The sequence below is a fragment of the Microbacterium sp. ZW3a genome (assembly GCF_057167165.1).
Genome location: NZ_CM169903.1, coordinates 2,342,107 through 2,358,676 on the forward strand (window position 1 = coordinate 2,342,107; position 16,570 = coordinate 2,358,676).

At 72.6% G+C, this 16,570-nt stretch carries 17 protein-coding genes and 1 tRNA gene; 12 read left to right on the forward strand and 6 right to left on the reverse strand.

The window, feature by feature from the left end; translation table 11 throughout:
• Positions 1–10 precede the first annotated feature (10 nt).
• Complete coding sequence (locus tag ACU6WY_RS11005) at positions 11–919, reverse strand: ROK family protein (RefSeq protein ID WP_483819694.1); 909 nt, start codon at positions 917–919, stop codon at positions 11–13.
• A 166-nt stretch (positions 920–1,085) separates the two neighbouring features.
• Here ACU6WY_RS11005 and ACU6WY_RS11010 point away from each other — a divergent pair, with 166 nt between their 5' ends.
• Genes ACU6WY_RS11010 through ACU6WY_RS11020 form a run of 3 tightly spaced genes read left to right on the forward strand, consistent with a single transcriptional unit; the run spans position 1,086 to position 5,668 of the window.
• Entirely contained in the window at positions 1,086–2,132 is a 1,047-nt protein-coding gene (locus ACU6WY_RS11010; RefSeq protein ID WP_483819695.1) for an AAA family ATPase, read from the forward strand.
• Positions 2,133–2,139: 7 nt separating this feature from the next.
• A complete protein-coding gene (locus ACU6WY_RS11015; RefSeq protein WP_483819696.1) occupies positions 2,140–3,375 on the forward strand; it encodes a DUF58 domain-containing protein in 1,236 nt (411 codons plus the stop codon).
• Complete coding sequence (locus ACU6WY_RS11020; protein ID WP_483819697.1) at positions 3,362–5,668, forward strand: transglutaminase TgpA family protein; 2,307 nt, start codon at positions 3,362–3,364, stop codon at positions 5,666–5,668. Before ACU6WY_RS11015 ends, ACU6WY_RS11020 begins: the two co-directional genes overlap by 14 nt.
• Before the next feature lie 59 nt (positions 5,669–5,727).
• Here the strand turns inward: ACU6WY_RS11020 and ACU6WY_RS11025 are convergent.
• Together ACU6WY_RS11025 and ACU6WY_RS11030 are read right to left on the reverse strand one after the other, a co-directional pair.
• Positions 5,728–5,819 (reverse strand) — tRNA-Ser (locus ACU6WY_RS11025).
• Positions 5,820–5,886: 67 nt separating this feature from the next.
• The gene (locus tag ACU6WY_RS11030) at positions 5,887–6,240 is read right to left on the reverse strand and encodes a MerR family transcriptional regulator (protein ID WP_483819698.1); all 354 of its coding nucleotides are present in this window, start codon (positions 6,238–6,240) and stop codon (positions 5,887–5,889) included.
• Between the two features lie 113 nt (positions 6,241–6,353).
• Between ACU6WY_RS11030 and ACU6WY_RS11035 the strand changes: the two genes are divergently transcribed.
• Positions 6,354–7,847 (forward strand): SulP family inorganic anion transporter, encoded by a 1,494-nt coding sequence (locus tag ACU6WY_RS11035; RefSeq protein ID WP_483819699.1) that lies wholly within the window; start codon positions 6,354–6,356, stop codon positions 7,845–7,847.
• 17 nt (positions 7,848–7,864) lie between these two features.
• Here ACU6WY_RS11035 and ACU6WY_RS11040 read toward each other — a convergent pair whose 3' ends face one another.
• Positions 7,865–8,800 (reverse strand): helix-turn-helix transcriptional regulator, encoded by a 936-nt coding sequence (locus ACU6WY_RS11040; protein WP_483819700.1) that lies wholly within the window; start codon positions 8,798–8,800, stop codon positions 7,865–7,867.
• Between the two features lie 241 nt (positions 8,801–9,041).
• Between ACU6WY_RS11040 and ACU6WY_RS11045 the strand changes: the two genes are divergently transcribed.
• Positions 9,042–9,386 (forward strand): hypothetical protein, encoded by a 345-nt coding sequence (locus tag ACU6WY_RS11045; protein WP_483819701.1) that lies wholly within the window; start codon positions 9,042–9,044, stop codon positions 9,384–9,386.
• A 10-nt stretch (positions 9,387–9,396) separates the two neighbouring features.
• Here ACU6WY_RS11045 and ACU6WY_RS11050 read toward each other — a convergent pair whose 3' ends face one another.
• On the reverse strand, positions 9,397–9,855 hold the full coding sequence (locus tag ACU6WY_RS11050; RefSeq protein ID WP_483819702.1) for a MarR family winged helix-turn-helix transcriptional regulator: 459 nt from the start codon (positions 9,853–9,855) through the stop codon (positions 9,397–9,399).
• Between the two features lie 229 nt (positions 9,856–10,084).
• Here ACU6WY_RS11050 and ACU6WY_RS11055 point away from each other — a divergent pair, with 229 nt between their 5' ends.
• The 3 genes from ACU6WY_RS11055 to ACU6WY_RS11065 all read left to right on the forward strand — a co-directional run bounded on the left by ACU6WY_RS11055 (position 10,085) and on the right by ACU6WY_RS11065 (position 12,601).
• On the forward strand, positions 10,085–10,276 hold the full coding sequence (locus tag ACU6WY_RS11055; RefSeq protein WP_483819703.1) for a hypothetical protein: 192 nt from the start codon (positions 10,085–10,087) through the stop codon (positions 10,274–10,276).
• A 200-nt stretch (positions 10,277–10,476) separates the two neighbouring features.
• A complete protein-coding gene (locus ACU6WY_RS11060) occupies positions 10,477–11,673 on the forward strand; it encodes a glycosyltransferase (protein WP_483819704.1) in 1,197 nt (398 codons plus the stop codon).
• Positions 11,674–11,761: 88 nt separating this feature from the next.
• Positions 11,762–12,601, forward strand: coding sequence for an SDR family oxidoreductase (locus ACU6WY_RS11065; protein WP_483819705.1), 840 nt, complete (start codon positions 11,762–11,764; stop codon positions 12,599–12,601).
• Between the two features lie 22 nt (positions 12,602–12,623).
• Here ACU6WY_RS11065 and ACU6WY_RS11070 read toward each other — a convergent pair whose 3' ends face one another.
• Positions 12,624–12,956 carry a hypothetical protein gene (locus ACU6WY_RS11070; RefSeq protein WP_483819706.1) on the reverse strand — a complete coding sequence of 111 codons (333 nt, stop codon included), beginning with the start codon at positions 12,954–12,956 and terminating at the stop codon, positions 12,624–12,626.
• A gap of 173 nt (positions 12,957–13,129) precedes the next feature.
• Here ACU6WY_RS11070 and ACU6WY_RS11075 point away from each other — a divergent pair, with 173 nt between their 5' ends.
• The 4 genes from ACU6WY_RS11075 (at position 13,130) to ACU6WY_RS11090 (ending at position 16,540) form a co-directional block, all read left to right on the forward strand.
• A complete protein-coding gene (locus tag ACU6WY_RS11075; protein ID WP_483819707.1) occupies positions 13,130–14,224 on the forward strand; it encodes a type III polyketide synthase in 1,095 nt (364 codons plus the stop codon).
• A 62-nt stretch (positions 14,225–14,286) separates the two neighbouring features.
• Entirely contained in the window at positions 14,287–14,952 is a 666-nt protein-coding gene (locus ACU6WY_RS11080) for a methyltransferase domain-containing protein (RefSeq protein WP_483821909.1), read from the forward strand.
• Positions 14,945–16,060, forward strand: a complete 1,116-nt coding sequence (locus ACU6WY_RS11085; protein WP_483819708.1) for an FAD-dependent oxidoreductase — start codon at positions 14,945–14,947, stop codon at positions 16,058–16,060. The genes ACU6WY_RS11080 and ACU6WY_RS11085 overlap by 8 nt, the downstream gene beginning before the upstream one ends.
• A gap of 63 nt (positions 16,061–16,123) precedes the next feature.
• Positions 16,124–16,540: a hypothetical protein gene (locus tag ACU6WY_RS11090; RefSeq protein ID WP_483819709.1), complete on the forward strand. Its 417-nt coding sequence runs from the start codon at positions 16,124–16,126 to the stop codon at positions 16,538–16,540.
• Positions 16,541–16,570 lie beyond the last annotated feature (30 nt).

Sequence of the window (16,570 nt, forward strand, 5' to 3'; positions counted from 1 at the left end):
CGCGCCGTCGTCATGCCCGCAGCGCGAGCGCGGCGGCCCCCAGCAGCGGCCCGTCGCCGTCCAGTCCCGAGGCGACGATGCGGCAGCGTCGCGCGTAGGCGTGCACCGCGGCGGCGGACGCCGCAGCACGAACGAGGTCGATGTAGTCGTCGGCGACGTGCGAGAACCCGCCGGCGATCGCCACGGCCTCCAGATCGCAGAGCGTCGCCGCGGCGGCGATGGCCTGCCCCACCGCCGAGGCCGAGCGGCGGACGGCCGCGACGGCGATGTCGTCGCCCGCACGGTACGACGCGGCCAGGTCGAGCCCCGTCTGCCCGTCCCAGCCCCGCGACCGGGCCCAGGCCACGGATGCGGGACCGGCGGCGACGGCCTCCAGGGTCGCCGCGGCGGCGTCGTCCTCGACGGTGCGCACGAACGTCTGGCCCAGGTGTCCGGCATTCCCGCTCGTGCCCGTGATCGGCCGACCGCCCAGCACGAGCCCGCCACCGACGCCGGTGGACACCACGATCGCCATCGCGTTGTCGCAGCCGACGAGGGCACCGCGCCAGTGTTCGGCGAGCGCGATGCACGTGCCGTCGAGAGCGAGCGTGAGGGGGCCGTCGACGAGACCACCGAGCACGTCGTCGATGACGAGCTCCCCGGCCTGCGGAAGGTTCAGCGGTGATACCGAACGACGTGGGAGGTCGACCGGACCGGCGCTCCCCACGCCGATCGCCTCGACGTTCACTCCGGGAACGGCGGCGAGCGCCTCCTCCGCGGCGGCGCGGATGTTCGCGGCGATCACCTGGCGCGAGTTCTCGCGGCCCGTGGCGCGGCGCGCGACGCTCGCGCGGACGACCGCGCCGTCCGCGGTGACGACGGCGGCATCCACTTTGGTTCCACCGATGTCGACGGCGAGCACGTGAGCGGCAGCGGACATGGTGTTCTCCTCGGTTGGGCGACGATGCCCGATCCTATGGGTCCGCGGGCGCGAAGACCTCGACCTGAGCACCTGCCGGATTCCGGCCCCGGCGCCCGCGGCGCAGGTTACGATCGGGTCACGGTGGCCGTGATCCGCCCCACCCCAGCGCGATACGAGGGATGCCATGGACGAGACGGTGACGCCCGAGGCGACCTCGCGACTGCGACGCCCGGACGCGATTCCCCCTCGCGCGGGAGCGGACGATCCCCTGACCGCGGAGTCGTTCGCCCGCCTGACCGACCGGATCCTCTCGTCGATCTCGCTCGTCATCGATGGCAAGCCGGATGCCGTACGCAGCGCGCTTATCGCGTTGCTGGCCGAGGGACATCTGCTGATCGAAGACGTGCCCGGCGTCGGCAAGACCATGCTCGCCCGCGCCCTCGCCGCCACCGTCGACGCCGACGTCCGTCGCATCCAGTTCACGCCCGACCTGCTCCCCGGCGACATCACGGGCGTGTCGGTGTTCAACCCCGTCCAGCGGCAGTTCGAGTTCACGCCGGGCGCGGTGTTCGCGAACATCGTGATCGCCGACGAGATCAACCGCTCCTCCCCCAAGACCCAGTCCTCGCTGCTGGAGGCGATGGCGGAGCGGCAGGTCACCGTCGACGGGCGCACCCACGTGCTGCCCTCGCCGTTCCTGGTCGTGGCGACGCAGAACCCGCTGGAGATGGAGGGCACCTACGCTCTTCCCGAGGCCCAGCGCGACCGCTTCCTCCTCCGGATCTCGATGGGCTACCCCGATCCGGCCGCCGAAGCGCTGATGCTGCGCCAGCGTGACACGGTCAATCCGCTCGACGCCCTGACCCCCGTCGTCTCGGCGCGCCAGGTGACGGCCATGATCGCCTGGGCGCGCGGTGTGCACGTGGCCCCGGCCCTCGAGGAGTACGCCGTCGCGCTCGCGCAGGCCACCCGCAGCCACCCCGATATCCGTCTGGGCGCCAGCCCCCGCGCCACACTGCAGCTCGTGCGGGCGGCGAAGGTGCGCGCCGCGCTCGACGGCCGGGGCTACGTCATCCCCGACGACCTCACGGCGCTCCTCGCCCCCGTCTTCGCCCACCGGCTCATCGCGAACCGGTCGGCCGCGGGCGGACGCGCGGGCGCCGTCGTGATCGCCGATGCGCTCGAGCGCATCGCCGCGGGCGTGCGCGTGCCGCTGGCCCAACGGGCGTGAGCACACCGTGAAGGAGCGCTGGCCGCTGACGCTGCGCGGCACGGGCGCGGTCGCCCTGGCCATCGTCTCCCTCGTCGTGGCTCAGCGCGCCGCCATCCCGGAGTTGATGTACTTCGGCGTGCTCATGATCGCCCTCGTCCTGTGCGCGGGAGCGGCGTCGGTGTTCCGGCGGGGCCGCGCCGAGGTCACGCGCGCCGTGGCGCCCGACGTCGCCGAAGTGGGCGGCCTCGCCGAGGTGCACGTCACCGTTCGGATGAGCTCGGGTCTTCCCACGCTTGCCGGACGTTGGTCCGAGACCGTGCCCACCGGTCTGCGCGGGAACGCCGAGGGCCCGTTCCCGGCGGTGACGCGCGGCACCGGCTCCCTGGTTCGGCTGCGGTACGAGGTGTGGGGCGTGGAGCGCGGCGCTCACCTCCTCGGCCCCCTGCGGGTGTCCACCACCGATCCGTTCGGACTCATCCGTCGCCGATTCCGCGTGGGGCAGGCGACGCCGGTCACCGTGGCCCCGACGATCGTCGAGCTCGGACCGCTCCCCTCCACCCCCGGCGAGGCCGGCGGCACCCGGCAGAGCGCCGCCCTGCAGCTCGGCCAGGGCGCCGACAACCTCGTCGCTCGCCCCTACGCCCCCGGGGATTCGATGCGTCGGATCCACTGGCGCGCCACCGCGCACCGCGACACGCTCATGGTGCGCCAAGAGGAGCAGGAGTCCAGCCCCGCCGCCACGGTGGTGCTCGACCGCGCCGTGTCCCGCTGGTCGCCCGCCGCGGCGGAGGCACCGGGACGCGATCCCCGCTTCGAAACCGCGATCTCGGCGTGCGTGTCGGCGGTGGCCCGGCTCGTCCACGAGGGGTACACCGTCGACGTCATCGACAGCGACGGCGAGTTGCTGGCCGACCCGGTCGAGGGGGGCGAGGATGCCGAGGCCCGCGCGCTGGCGGCATCGTTCGCGACCCTCGCGGCGCGGCCCGACGGCCCCGGGCGCCGAGCCGTCCCCGCCTCGGCCGGTGCGATGCTCGGACCCGTTGTGGTGGTGACCGGCGGCCTCGCGGCCGATGACCCGGCGGCGCTCGCGGCGAGACCTCCGCACTCCGCCCTGCCGGTGCTGCTCGCCGTGTCCGACGGCGCCGACATCGACCTCTGGCGCCGCGCGGGCTGGCGCGCGTCCGCCCTCCGTCCGGGCGACGACATCGCCCGGGTCTGGGACGAGGCCACGCGATCGGAGGATGCGCGTGTCGCGGGCTGAGTCGGCGGCGGTGCGCCCACGGCTGCGACGCCGCGACGCTCTGCTGCTGGCGATCGGCGTGTTCGCGGGGGTCGCGGCTGCCCTGATGCCGGTGTTCTCGGTGATCGCCCCCGGCGCGTGGACGGCCGGCGCTCTCGCCCTCGCCGGCGCCGTGCTCCTCACCGGCCTCGCCGTGCGCTTCTTCGCCCTCCCAGCCATCGCCGCCACCATTCTCGAACTCGTCGTCGGCGTCGTCCTGCTCACGGCGATGTTCGGACGCCCGACGGCCCTCCTCGGCGTCATCCCCACCCCCGCGACGATGGCATCGGTGCCGACCCTCCTGGCCGGGGCGGCCGAGGAGATCCGCCTCGGCGTGGCGCCGGTCGTCCCCCAGGCCGGACTCGCCTTCGTGCTGGTGACCGCCGTCGGGGGTCTCGCGATCGTGCTCGACCACGTCGTGCTCACCGCCCGGATGCCGCTGCTGGGCGGTGTGGGGCTGGTCGCGGTGTCGCTCATCCCGACGATCGCCCTCCCCGCCGAGGTCAACGTCCCCGCGGTGCTGCTGCTCGCCGGCGCCCTCCTGTTCCTGTTGCGCGTGGACACCCGCGCCCGGTCGCGCGGCGTCTCGCCGACCCGGCCCGCCGGCGCCCCGCGCGCCGGGGGCGCCTCGGCGACCGCCCTCGGCATCGCCGCCGTGTCGGTGATCGTCACCCTGGTGGCCGTGCCGATGCTCCCGCAGCCGGCGCTGCGCTTCGCCTCCGGCAGCGGCACCGGGTTCGGCACGACGATCAATCCCAACCTCGAGCTGGGCAGCGATCTGCGCCAGCCCCGCGAGATCGATGTCCTGACCGTGCGGACGACCGGACCGACGCCGCCGTATCTGCGCGCGGTCACGCTGTCGCGCTTCGACGGCGCGGTGTGGGAGCCCGACACGAGCGAGACCGTCACCGTGCCCGCCGACGGGCCGGTGTTCGATCCGGTTTCGGTGGATGCCGACATCGCGCTGGCCGAGTGGACCACGACGGTGAACGTCGGCGAGTTGGACAGCCCGTGGCTGCCCGTCCCGTCTCCGGCGACGACCGTGACCGGCCTGCAGGGCGAGTGGCTCGGCGTCCCCGAGAACCGCACCATCGTGTCGCGTGCCAGTTCCTCGCGAGACCAGGCCTACGACGTCGACGCCGTCGTGCCCCGGCCCACGCTCGAACAGATCCGCGCGCGCTCGGTCGGCGGAACCGACCTCGGTGACGACGTGCGGGCGCTCCCCGCGGATGTGCCGGCGATCATCGGCGAGACGGCGCGATCGGTCACCGCCGGAGCGCAGTCGCCCTACGACGCCCTCGTCGCCCTGCAGTCGTGGTTCCGCGGATCCGATTTCCGCTACTCGCTCGACGCCCCCGTCGAGGCCGGGTTCGATGGGGCGGGAATGGATGCCGTCGCCCGTTTCCTCCAGGAGCGCACCGGCTACTGCGTGCACTACGCCTCCGCCTTCGCCGTGATGGCCCGCACCCTGGATATGCCCTCCCGCATCGTGGTCGGGTATCTCCCCGGCACCCCGACGAGCACGGCGCAGCAGGGGCAGACGACCTACACCGTCACCTCCAGCCAGCTGCACGCGTGGCCCGAGGTCTTTTTCGAGGGCATCGGATGGGTCCCGTTCGAGCCCACCAACAGCCTCGGCGTCCCGACGAACTTCGCCTCGGGCACGACGGGCGGGTCCACCACTCCGGCCGACACTCCCTCGCAGCAGAACGCCGCCACTCCCGGGGCGGTGCCCACGACCGCTCCCTCCCGCGGCGCCCAGGACGGGCCGGGCACGGCCGGGAGCGACCGCGCCGCGGGGGCCCGCCAGGATCTCACCGGCCTGGTCGCGGCAGCGGGGCTCGTGCTCTTGCTCCTTCTGGGTGCCCTTCCCGGCGCGGTCCGAACGGTGGGCCGACGTTCGCGGCTCCGGCGGATCGCGGCGGGCGATGCGGCGGCGGCGTGGGCGGAGATCCGCGCGCAGGCGGTGGATCTCGGCATCCCCTCTCCCGACGCCGAGACTCCGCGCGCGTTCGCCGGGCGGCTGATCCAGCAGCACGGAGCTCCCGCCGACGACGTGGACCTGCTCCGCGACGCCGTGGAGCGCGCGAGCTACGCCGAGGAGCGCTCCGATCCGTCGGAGGGAGCGGCGCTGACATCGGCCGTCCACGGGGTGCGGACGCGTCTGCGTGAGCGGGCGACGCCGATCCGTCGCGTCCTCGCCCTGGTGCTGCCGCGCTCTCTCGCTCAGCGGACGGGAACGGCGGCGGTGGAGCAACCGGAGAGGGTGGTCTGACCGCCCGACGCAAAAGAGCGTCGCCCCGGTCCTGACGGATCGGGGCGACGCTCTTTTCGTGGCGGAAGTGACAGGATTTGAACCTGCGAGGCGAGTTACCCCGCCTACATGGATTCCAGCCATGCTCCTTAGGCCGCTCGGACACACTTCCAACAGACGATCTTACACGGCGACGGGGCCGTCCCCCGCCGCGCCTGCACGGGCGAGGTCTGGCGCGGTCAGCGCGCGGCCAGCTGGGCGAGGAACTCGTCGGCCGCCTCGAGCTGCCGGCGCAACCCATCGCGGCGCTCGGCGGCCTCGTCGCGGATGCCGTCGAGCCGGGCGCGCAGCGCGGCGTCGCTCGGGTCGCCGGCGAGACCGTCGACGACCGTCAGCAGCTCCCCCATCTGCTCGAGGGAGTAGCCGAGGGGCTTCATCCGGCGGATGAGCAGCAGGCGCGACTCGTCGTCGGCGGTATAGAGCCGGAATCCTCCGTCGGTGCGCGCCGACGGGCGCAGCAGCCCGATCTCGTCGTAGTGGCGGAGGGTCCGGATCGACAGCCCCGTCCGCTCGGCGAGCTCCCCGATCTGCATCGGCCGCACCTGGTTCATGACATCCCCGATCCCGTAAACCTCACGTTACGGTAGAGTCTGAGCGGTCGCGTTCGCGACCCCCTCGATTCTCCCCCACCCCCCTGGAGTCCTCCGTGACCGACGTCCTCGCGCGCCCGCGCCCCGAGCCGACCGTCCTGCAGGCGCTGCGATCCCCGCGCCTGCTCACGCGAGAGGTGCTCGCCGGCCTCGTCGTCGCGATCGCCCTCATCCCCGAGGCCATCGCGTTCTCGATCATCGCCGGCGTGGATCCGCGCCTCGGGCTCTTCTCGTCGTTCGTGATGGCCGTGACCATCGCGTTCCTCGGCGGGCGCCCCGCGATGATCACCGCCGCCACCGGCGCCATCGCGCTCGTCATCGCCCCGGTCGCGCGCGAGTACGGCGTCGACTACCTCCTGGCCACGGTGATCCTCGGTGGCATCCTGCAGGTCATCCTCGGCCTCCTGGGCGTCGCCAAGCTCATGCGCTACATCCCGCGCAGCGTCATGGTCGGGTTCGTGAACGCCCTGGCGATCCTCATCTTCGTGGCCCAGGTTCCGCAGCTGATCGGCGTGCCGTGGATGGTGTACCCCCTGGCGGCGGCCGGCCTGGCCATCATGTACCTTCTCCCGCGGCTCACCACGGCCGTGCCCGCCCCGCTCGTGGCCATCGTCTTGCTGACCGGCGCCGCCGTCGTCTTCGGCATCTCGGTGCCCACCGTGGGTGACCAGGGGGCGCTCCCCGAGAGCCTTCCGGCGCTGCTGACGCCGAACGTGCCGCTCACCGGCGAGACCCTCGCCATCATCTTCCCCTTCGCCGTGGCGATGGCCATCGTCGGACTCCTCGAGTCCCTGATGACCGCCGCACTCGTCGACGACATCACCGACACCCCCTCGTCGAAGACCCGGGAGTCGCTCGGTCAGGGCGCGGCGAACGTCCTGTCGGGCCTGTTCGGCGGCATGGGCGGCTGCGCGATGATCGGCCAGACGATGATCAACGTGAAGGCGTCGGGCGCGCGCACGCGCATCTCCACGTTCCTGGCCGGGGTGTTCCTGCTCGTCCTCGTCCTCGTGTTCGGTGATGTCGTGGCGATCATTCCCATGGCGGTGCTCGTGGCCGTGATGATCGTCGTCTCGGTCGCGACGTTCGACTGGCACAGCATCCGTCTCTCGACCCTTCGGCGGATGCCGCGGAGCGAAACGATCGTCATGGTCCTGACCGTGGTGGCGACCGTGTGGACCCACAACCTCGCTATCGGGGTGGGCGTAGGGGTCGTGGCCGCCGCCGTGCTCTTCGCGCGTCGTGTCGCGAGCCTCACCACCGTCACGCGCGCCGTCGACGGTGAGGTCGCCCGCTACACCGTCGAGGGCGAGCTCTTCTTCGCCTCGAGCAATGACCTGACCACCAAGTTCGCGTACCACCACGACCCCGCGCGCGTCATCATCGACCTGTCACGGTCGCACGTGTGGGACGCCTCGACGGTCGCCGCGCTCGACGCCGTGCAGACCAAGTACGCCCACCTCGGCACGTCCATCGAGATCGTGGGCATGAACGACGCCACCGCCCGGTTCCACGGCCGTCTCAGCGGGGGACTCGGCGCCGGCCACTGACGGCAGCGACTTCTGCGTCAGGTGCGCAGCGTCGTCGAGGGCGTCTCGCCGAACTCGGTTCGGTACATCGCCGCGAACCTGCCGAGGTTGGAAAATCCCCAGCGCGCTGCCACGGCGGCGACGGTCTCTCCGGACGGGTCGGCGGAGCGCAGGTCGGCACGCGCGGCGTCGAGACGGACCCGCCGAACGTACTGCATCGGCGTGCGCCCCGTGGCGGAACGGAAGGCGTACTGCAGACCGCGCGGCGACAGTCGCGCCGCCTCGGCGATATCGGCGAGGGTCACCGCGCTGGTGGCGTTCGCCTCGATGTAACCCTTGGCTCGGCGAACCGGGGCCGGCAGCGGTCGCGCGGGGCGACCGGACGCGAGAGCCTCGGTGAGCGTCGTGGGAAAGGCCAGCAGTGAGGCCTCCAGCAGCAGCCCACGGACCTGCTGCTCGATCAGGGGCGTCCGTTCGGTCGAGCGCAGCAACAGGTCTCGCCCGTACTCCCAGGTGCGGTTCCAGTAGCGATGACGCTGCTCGCTGAGGGGCGCATGGCCGGTCGGCCGCACTCGCAGCGCTTCGTCGCCGGAGAGCCGGCGTGCGGCCTCATCGACCTCTGAGCGGGCGAACGACAGCGCTGTCCCGGCAATGCGGCCGGAGAACGCGATCTCGATCGGGCGATCGAGGACCATGAACGGCACCGCCGTGTCGATGCGCTCGCGCCGGTACGTCGCGCGCACGCGAGGGCCCGCGATCCGCCCCATGATCATCCGGTCACCCGGGTCGGAATCGACGACCATGGTCGATCCGATCGTGTAGTCGCAGAACCCGAAGCCCGCATCGGCGGCCCCGCGGAAGACGAACGCGGGCTGGATGCTCTCGGCGTGGGAGATGCGCGCGCCGGGCACCACTGTCTGCCACATCTCCTGCACGGCTGCGGCTTCTCGGGTCTCGACGTTCGTATGGTCCACGGGCACTTTTTAGGCGACCCGCGATGTCCCGGCAAGGCCGTTGCATCGGCGACGGCGATGTGACCATGGCACCGCTCTCAGCCGTCGACCCGGCGGCGCGGGGACGCGCCCGTGCGCGTTCCGGCCGCCCGGCGCGGGAAGCTCCGACCTCGCGCGCGCGCAATGACGCGCGCGACCGCGCGCGGGGCCGATAATTGGACGGTGTCCGCCGTTCGGCCGGACCTGACCGACGGGATGCCGCATGCCTTTCCGCACCATGACGACCCTGCAGACCTGGGTGGACGAGTTCCGCGCCCTCGGCTACGACGACGCCGAGATCCTCCGCGTCATCCCCCAGGACAGCTACGACGGTGCCGACACGGGCCTCATCGCCGCACAGCTGCGCAGCGTCTCGACGACCTTCTACGTGGCGCCGGTGCCCGAGAAGGACTCGACGGAGTGGGCCGTGACGTTCGAACCTCGCGAGAATGCCGCCCCCCTGGGCGCGGGCCGCGTCATGGCTCTGTCCGGCGAGCTGGCGACGCTCGCCGCCCTCTGCTCGTTCCTCCAGGCGCGCGCCGAAGCGTTCCTGGACGCACGCCCCTGATTTCGGCGCTTCAGCGACCGGCAGAGGCGGCCGCGGTCAGCCGATCGAGGACATCGGCCACACGCTCGGCATCCTCCGGGGCGATCCCCCCGATCGCCGCCTCGACGGCCGCGTCGAACGCTCGCAACGACGACCACGGGGCCGCGCCGAGATCCACCGTCGCGGTGATGTGGTTCACCCGGCGGTCCTCCTCATCGAGGTCGCGTTTGACCGCTCCGCGCTGAACCAGCCGGTCGATGAGCGTGGTGACTCCCGCCGAGGTGATGCCCAGGTAATCGCGGACGTGCGAGGGGCGGGCGCCGGGATTATCGGCGACGAACAGCAGGGCCTTGGCGTCGAGGTCGTTCAGGGACAGCTCGCGGCGGGCCTCGGCGACGGCGACACGGCGCGCCTCACCATAGGCCAGGAGCGCGCGCCCCAGGGCCGAGCCCGAGACGGGCGCGTTCGACGCGGCGGAAGAGGTGTGCACGACCCCTGATCGTACTGGTGCCCGCCCTGGCCGCGCGGGCCTTGCGCCCGGGCGACGAGCACCCCGTCGCGCCCGTCCCCGTTTCCGCCCGTTGACGGGCGGAAACGCGCAGATCGGCACGTCTGTCAAGGGGAGAGCGACTGCGGGGGCACCGGGGTAGGCCTGAGGTCACGGATCCGTCGGGAGACGGACGAAGATCCCGTCGGGAGACGGGGACGAGGAGGACATCATGGCGATTCATGGACAGCGCAGCGGCGATCAGGTGACGCCGGACTGGGGCATCGCCCTGTCGAGCGCGATGGGCAGCGGCATCGTGCCCCGCACCGCGGCCGTCTCGGTTCCCGCACAGCAGAGCCGCCGGTGGCCCTGGTCGCGTGCGCGCACCGCGACCGACACGGTGGCGGTCGCTCCGCGCGACTGACCCCGCCTGCACACCCGGCGCGTCGGCCCCTTCCCCCGGGGGTCGGCGCGTCGGCTTTTGTGTGCGTTGCACGCGTTCACGCAATGGTCTTCGTGGCGTAACCCGCCGCCCCCGGTCGAACCCTCAGCATGGGGAAACCGCACACCGCGGTGATCGATTCGGCACCGCGGCGCGGCGCCCCTCCCCGGAAAGCGATCGCGATGACCAGACCCGTACGCGTGCTGTCCCTGTATGAGGGATTCTTTGCGGGAGGCGCCCGCATCCTCCATTCCGACGTCGTCGCGGGGCTGGCCGCCGACGGCTCACAGGAGCACCGGGTGCTTTCCCTCACGTCTGCGGCGCGCCGCGATGCGTCGCTGCAGTACGCGCACGACGACACCCGATTCCGCGCGCTGAGCGCCGCGGGGGTGCGGATCGACACGTTCGATCGGGTCGCCGGCGACAGCCCCGTCACCCCGGAGTCGTTCACCGCTGCCGAGCTCGAGCACGCCGCCGCCCTCTTTGCCGAGGCTGACATCGTGTTGTCGTTGAAGGAGCAGCCACTCAGCCTCGTCGTGGCGCTGGAGCGGGCGGGAATGCTGCCCTCCCGTCCGACGGCGGCCTGTTTGCACCGATCGGACCCGACGCACTCCGGACCGGCGCTCGACTGGTTGATGAGCGCGAGTGCCTCGGGAGCGGTGTCGGCGACGATCGCCTGCGCGGCCTCGACGTCGCGGGCGTACTCCCGCGCGGGGGTCGCCGCCGCCCAGGCCTGGGTGATCGACAACGGCATCGACACGCGTCGCTTCCGCCCCGGCACGCGGGCGGAGCGTCGTGGCATCCGCGCGTCTCTCGGCATCCCGGAAACGGCCCCCGTCGTACTGCTGGCGGCGCGTTTCGACGCGATGAAGGACCCGGGACTGTTCCTGTCCGCGGTGGCGCGCCACGCTCGCCGGAGCCCGGGAACGCACTACGTGATGTGCGGCTCGGGCATGACGACCACGAACGCGGCGTTCGTCGCCCTCGTCGGAGCCGCCGACCTTCCCGCGAACACTGCCCTGCACGCCCTCGGGCTGCGCGAGGACATGCCCGCGCTCTACCGCATCGCCGACGTGGTCGCTCTGACGAGCGCGTTCGGTGAAGCGTCGCCGCTGTGTCTGGCCGAGGGTGCGGCCTCCGGTGCGATCCCCGTCACCACCGACGTCGGTGACGCGGCGCGCGTGGTGGCGGGCCTCGGCCTGGTGACGTCGCGCGACGCCGCCGAGATCGCCGACGCGTGGCAGTGGGCCCTCTCCCGCCGCGCGGAGTTGCGCTCGGCGGCGATCTCCGCGCGGGCACGGCTCGATCGGCGACGCATGATCGCCGACTACCGCGGCGCGATCGACGGGCTGCTGTTGCCCGACGTGCTCGCCGCCTGAGTCTGGAGCCGGGGCTGCTGTCAACCCTCGTGCGTCATCTCGCGTGGGCCGGTGGAGTCGAAAGATCCCACCCCCGAGGAGGCAGAACATGACTCAGCCCGCCCAGCAGCAGGACGTCCCCGGCAGCGACCAGGCGATGGACCCCACGCCCGACTTCGGCGAGAACAGCTACCGCGGCTCGGGCCGACTCGAGCGCAAAGTGGCGCTGATCACCGGCGGCGACAGCGGCATCGGCAAAGCCGTGGCTCTGGCGTACGCACGCGAGGGCGCCGATGTGGCCATCGCGTACCTGAACGAGCACGAGGATGCCGAAGAGGCACGGCGTTTCGTCGAGGACGCCGGGCGGCGGGCGATCCTGCTGCCCGGAGACATCTCCGATCCGCAGCACTGCCGCGACCTCGTCGCCCAGACCGTCCAGCACCTCGGTGGCCTCGACGTGCTCGTCAGCAACGCCGCGTTTCAGATGAGCTACGACACGCTCGAGGAGGTGCCCGACGACGAGTGGGACTACACGTGGGCGACCAACGTCAGCGCCTACTTCCACCTCGTCAAGGCAGCCCTCCCGCACCTGAAGGACGGCGCCTCGATCATCGCCTCGAGTTCGGTGAACTCCGATATGCCCTCCCCGCAGTTGCTGCCCTACGCCGCGACGAAGGCCGCGATCGCCAACATGACCGCGTCCCTCGCGCAGCTCCTCGCGGAGCGCGGCATCCGGGCCAACAGCGTCGCGCCCGGGCCGGTGTGGACCCCGCTCATCCCCTCGACCATGCCCGAGGAGAAAGTCGAGAGCTTTGGACAGCAGGTGCCGATGAAGCGCCCGGGGCAGCCGGCCGAACTCGCGCCGGTGTACGTCCTGCTGGCCTCGGACGAGGCCAGCTACGTCTCGGGAGCGCGCGTGGCCGTCACCGGCGGCAAGCCGATCCTCTGACCCGTCCGCGTGGGCGCCGGTCTCAGCCGACGGGCGCCCACGCGGCGATCGCGATGATCACGGTGACGAGCAGCGCCACGACCGCCTGCACGATGACCAGCATCGCGAACAGGGAGCCCTGCGCGGCCGTCCGGCGACCGGTGAAACCGCTGACGAGAACCGCGAGGAAGATCGCCGCCTGAACCGCGATGCCGATCCAGGCCCAGGCGGCCACGATCGGGATCGAGAAGGCGAACAGCACGATCGCGATCAGCGCGAGGAATCCCGACACCGCGATCCACACCCGGCGGTCCGGCCGTTGCACGGCATCCTGATTTCTCACTCGTGTGGGGTCGGCGGCGCGGTCGTTGCTCATCGGGGTGATCCTTCCGTCGGGAGGCCACCGTAGGACCGGCCGTCCTCCGCGACGGACGGGGTTGACAGGCCCGCCTCGGCTTGCGGAAACGAGTCCGCCGCGTCACCTTAGACGGCGCGCGACACCCGCACCATCCCCGACACCCGCGGCCCGAACCGTGCCTACAGTGAGGCATGACCGCGAGCATCCTCTCGATCGGCACGGCGTTGCCCGACACCCGTGTCGACCAGACCACGTTGCGCGATCTGTTCGCCGCGCAGCCCGGATTCGACCGTCGCGCTCAGCGGCTGGTCGGAGCCGCCTTCGACGCGGCGGCGATCGACACGCGTCACACGGTGCTGCCCCAGTTGGCCGGTGACGACGGCGGGGCTCTGGCGGTGCGCGACGACGAAGGCCTGCTCATGCCGCCCACGGGCGCCCGCAACGACGAGTTCCGTCGGACGGCCCCGGCCCTGTTCGCGGAAGCCTCGCGCGCGGCCCTGGACGGATCGGGGTACGGACCCGATGACATTACGCACGTGGTGACGGTCTCGTGCACCGGCATGTTCGCCCCGGGCCCCGACTACCACCTGGTGCGCGACCTCGGGCTGCCGGTCTCGGCGGAGCGTTATCACCTGGGCTTCATCGGCTGCGCCGCCGCGATCCCGGCGCTGCGCCTGGCGGCGCGAGCGGTGGCGGCCGATCCGGCGGCGGTCGTGCTCGTCGCGGCGACCGAACTGTGCTCGCTGCACTGGCAGACCTCGTCGCACCCCGACCAGATCGTCGCCGCGTCGGTGTTCGCCGACGGCGCGGCCGCCGCGATCGTGGCATCCACCGACCCGGCGCACCCGGGCTTGGACCTTGACGACTTCGCCACCCGCGTCACCGACGAGGGCGAGAAGGATATGGCCTGGACGGTCGGAGACTCGGGCTTCGAGATGACCCTCACGGCCGAAGTGCCGCGAATCATCGGGCGCGAGATCGCCGAGGTCGCCGCCGATGTGTGGGGCGACCTCGGCGAGATCGACGCGTGGGCCGTGCACCCGGGCGGGCGGAGCATTCTCGACCGCGTCGAGACCGCCCTGAACCTGGATGCCGAGGCCCTCGGCCCCTCGCGGGAGGTGCTGCGCGCCCACGGCAACATGTCGAGCGCGACGCTGCTGTTCATCCTGCGCGACCTGCTCGCCGACCCGGCGCGCGCTGACGGCGACCGCATCGCCGCCCTCGCGTTCGGGCCGGGGCTCACCGTCGAGGCGGCGCGTCTGACGCTGCGCCGTCCGCCCGCGTGAGCGTCGGGCCGGTCGCGGCGTGGCGGGGCCTCGCCCGACGCGACACCGTCCTCACCGAGCTGATGGACGACCCCGACTGCGATTCGCGACGCCTCGCGGCGACGTACCGCCGCTTCGACGTCGTCAATCGCGCCGTGTCGGGGTGGGGGCGCGTGTACCGCACGCACGTCCGCCCGCACCTGGCTGCTCTCGGACGGCCCGCGCGCGTCCTGGACCTCGGGTACGGAGGCGGTGACGTCGTCGTGCGCCTCGCGGAGCGGGCCGAGCGCGACGGCCTGCGGGTGGAGTGGATCGGCGCCGACCCCGACCCCCGCGCGTGGCAGGCGGCGCAGGCCCGCACGCGACCGGGCGTCCGGTTCGTCGCGCGCGGGTCGGGCGACCTGCTCGCCGACGGGGAGCGGTTCGACATCGTGCTGTCCAACCACGTCCTCCACCACCTCGACGACACGCACCTGCGTCCGTTCGTCGACGACTCGCTCGCGCTCTCGCGCGGGCGGGTCCTGCACGCTGACATCGCGCGCGGACGCGCCGCGTACGCCCTGTACGCGGCGGGGGTGACGCCGCTGGCACCCGGAACGTTTCTGCGCACCGACGGGCTGCGCTCGATCCGCCGCAGCTATCGTCCCGACGAGCTCGCGGGCGTTCTCGGCGCACCGTGGCGCGTGGAGACCCCGGCCCCCTTCCGGGTGCTGGCCGTGGCCGAGGGAACGGCGGTCGCGCGTGTCTGAGGTGCTCGTGGTGGGCGCGGGTCCCGTCGGCCTCGCGCTCGCGGCCGACCTGCGGTCCCGCGTCATCGAGGTCGAGGTGCTCGAGCGGCGGGAGTCGATGGATGCCGGGACGCGGGCGATCGGCATCCACTCCCCCGCCCTCGCCCACCTCGAGGGGTCCGGCGCCACGGACGAGCTGCTCGCGCGGGCCGTGCGGATCCGGCGCGGGGAGGCGCGAGCGGACGGGCGCCTCCTGGCCGCGATCCCGTTCGACCGGCTCCCCGCTCGGCACCCCTACGTCGCCGCGCTCCCCCAGGCCGACACCGTCGCCGTGCTGTCCCGGCTCGCCCCGCCCGTGCGGCGCGGGGTGCGCGTGACGGCGGTGCACGACGACGGGGCGTCGGCGCGGGTTCTCGCCGTCGGGCCCCGCGGCGAGGAGGAGTTTCGCGCTGCGGTGGTGGTCGTGGCATCCGGGTGGTCGGGACGAGACCTCGTGTATCGGCCGGGCGCCGTGCGCACGCGCCGCTATCCCGACCGGTACGCGATGGTCGATGTCGCGGCCCCCGGCGGCCCCACGGCGCTCGTGCACCTCGAGCGCGGCGGGGTCGTGGAGTCGTTCCCGCTTCCGGACGGACGTCGGCGACTGGTCGCGTGGGCGGGCACCGACGAGGTGACGGATGCCGCCGGATTCCTGCGCGAGGCGCTCGCCGACCGCATCGGGGTGTCGGTCGACACGGCGGGGGCCTCGACCTTCGGTGTGCGCCGCGCGGTCGCTCCGGCTCTGCGCCGAGGACGCGTGGTCGTCGTCGGCGACGCGGCGCACGAGGTGAGTCCGATCGGGGGTCAGGGGATGAACCTGGGCCTGCTCGACGCGCTCACCCTCGCACCGCTCCTGCAGCGGTGGGTGCGGGCGGGCGACCCCGCGGGGATCGCGCGGTGGGAGCGGGATCGGCTGACATCGGCGCGGCACGCCGCGCGCCTGGCCTACCTGAACACGGTGCTCGGGCGTGCGGCCGGTCGGGGCGGGCACGCCGTGAGGTCCGCGGCGCTGCGTGCCCTGCTGCGCGGTCCGGGCGGGACGGTGTTCACCCGCGCGTATGCGATGCGGTTCGACCGGGCGGCGCAGTAGGTGTCGAGCGGTGTGTCACGGTGGTCTCGGCATTCGGCCGCCCGGGCTTTGTCGAGTGAGGCGATGCGTCAACCACGGATCGTGCTCCCGATCACCGTTCTGGTGCTCGCGGGCGCGCTGAGCTCCTGCGGTATGGTGCGTCCCGCCGAGGTTGACCGCGTCGACGAGATCGCCGTCACCGGCGGCACGTGCCGTGTCGAGTGGTGGCTCGAGGGGGTGACGGACGGAGCGACTGACGAGGCATGGGGTGTCGCCCGAGCCGCCCTCGCGCAGTCGACGGTCGACAGTGCGGAATCCCACGAGTGGCACCGGACCCTCACCGAGCTGGACGACACGAAATGGCCCTCCGCCACGGTGCTCGAGGGGGCGGTGCATCGCGAAGTCGTCCGGTCCGACGTGCGGGAAGCCCTCGCGGACGCGGGCTTCCCCGATCATGAACAAGTCATCGAGACGTATTCGTCATTGCACTGTTCGGCGTGACCCGGGCGGCCGGGTGGGGGGTCTGACCCG

What these genes read in the sequence shown, in the direction of transcription:
- ACU6WY_RS11005 (WP_483819694.1), bottom strand. Translation starts at nt 919, where the DNA reads ATGTCCGCTGCCGCTCACGTGCTCGCCGTCGACATCGGTGGAACCAAA.
- ACU6WY_RS11010 (WP_483819695.1), top strand. Translation starts at nt 1,086, where the DNA reads ATGGACGAGACGGTGACGCCCGAGGCGACCTCGCGACTGCGACGCCCG.
- ACU6WY_RS11030 (WP_483819698.1), bottom strand. Translation starts at nt 6,240, where the DNA reads ATGCAGATCGGGGAGCTCGCCGAGCGGACGGGGCTGTCGATCCGGACC.
- ACU6WY_RS11045 (WP_483819701.1), top strand. Translation starts at nt 9,042, where the DNA reads ATGCCTTTCCGCACCATGACGACCCTGCAGACCTGGGTGGACGAGTTC.
- ACU6WY_RS11055 (WP_483819703.1), top strand. Translation starts at nt 10,085, where the DNA reads ATGGCGATTCATGGACAGCGCAGCGGCGATCAGGTGACGCCGGACTGG.
- ACU6WY_RS11060 (WP_483819704.1), top strand. Translation starts at nt 10,477, where the DNA reads ATGACCAGACCCGTACGCGTGCTGTCCCTGTATGAGGGATTCTTTGCG.
- ACU6WY_RS11065 (WP_483819705.1), top strand. Translation starts at nt 11,762, where the DNA reads ATGACTCAGCCCGCCCAGCAGCAGGACGTCCCCGGCAGCGACCAGGCG.
- ACU6WY_RS11070 (WP_483819706.1), bottom strand. Translation starts at nt 12,956, where the DNA reads ATGAGCAACGACCGCGCCGCCGACCCCACACGAGTGAGAAATCAGGAT.
- ACU6WY_RS11075 (WP_483819707.1), top strand. Translation starts at nt 13,130, where the DNA reads ATGACCGCGAGCATCCTCTCGATCGGCACGGCGTTGCCCGACACCCGT.
- ACU6WY_RS11080 (WP_483821909.1), top strand. Translation starts at nt 14,287, where the DNA reads ATGGACGACCCCGACTGCGATTCGCGACGCCTCGCGGCGACGTACCGC.
- ACU6WY_RS11090 (WP_483819709.1), top strand. Translation starts at nt 16,124, where the DNA reads ATGCGTCAACCACGGATCGTGCTCCCGATCACCGTTCTGGTGCTCGCG.